Below are 843 nucleotides of genomic sequence, written 5' to 3'. Positions count from 1 at the left end.
GTAAAACACATATTTTTTACTTTCTTTTACAGAAAATGCTCACTTAATGTGGTTTTTGACTCAAAAAACTACCAATGTTATCGTGAAACGATTAACTTTGTTACAGTGTTAAATTATTCTGTTTATTTCCTTTATTTTTGGATTTATTGGCGGGAAAGTGGTTGGTTTTTAGTGAATTGTCTTGCGATGTGCTCTTTCACCTGAGTTTACTCGGTGATATTCACTGGCTATCGATTTGCATAACAGATTGATAATTAAGGATTTATTTGCTAACTCGTCTTGTTTGTATAGAGAAAAATATTTTGTTACATAGTTGCAATGTCATTTTTGGACTAGTTGAAACTAATTAGAAGGCTAGTATATCATTCTCTTAGTGATGTTGGATGTATCACCATGTTTTTATCGATGAACTATATAGTACATATAAAATAACAATGAAAATGGCAGAAAATACCTGCTGATTTTTATTCAATTAATATAGATTGAAGCGAGAATGTTTATGAATACAAAATATCCTGTCGCTTGTGCAGTTGGACAAAAAATTAAGTCTTTAAGAAAAGCTCAAGGCTATACGGTTTTCCAATTAGCTAAAGAGATCGACATCAGTGAACAACAACTATTTCGTTATGAACGAGGTGTGAATCGTATTGATATAGATTGCTTAGTTCGCGTATTAAAGGTACTAGGCGTAAATATGGGTGAGTTCTTCAGTGAAGTTCTCCAGGATGATATCAATGCGTCTGAGGAAAGAGAATCTAAAGGGTTTAACGACTCACTTTATTCTCTCGTATAATATCTATTCTATGTAGACGTTTCATAATGAAACAAATTAAGTACCTGTCT

The 843-nt window shown here is 32.1% G+C and carries 1 protein-coding gene; it reads left to right on the top strand.

All coding sequences use genetic code 11. From position 1 onward, the window contains the following. Window positions 1-499 precede the first annotated feature (499 nt). On the top strand, window positions 500-793 hold the full coding sequence (locus JK188_RS17580) for a helix-turn-helix domain-containing protein (RefSeq protein ID WP_036949379.1): 294 nt from the start codon (window positions 500-502) through the stop codon (window positions 791-793). The last annotated feature ends 50 nt before the right edge of the window (window positions 794-843 follow it).

The organism is Providencia sp. JGM181 (genome assembly GCF_018257375.1).
In the GTDB taxonomy this organism is placed as follows: Bacteria; Pseudomonadota; Gammaproteobacteria; order Enterobacterales; family Enterobacteriaceae; genus Providencia; species Providencia lanzhouensis.
The sequence above is the reverse complement of the archived record's forward strand: the minus strand, read 5'-3'. Positions and strand labels throughout refer to the sequence as shown.

Bases quoted from the DNA above. Each gene is read 5' to 3' on its own strand.
- JK188_RS17580 (WP_036949379.1), top strand. From the start codon at position 500: ATGAATACAAAATATCCTGTCGCTTGTGCAGTTGGACAAAAAATTAAG.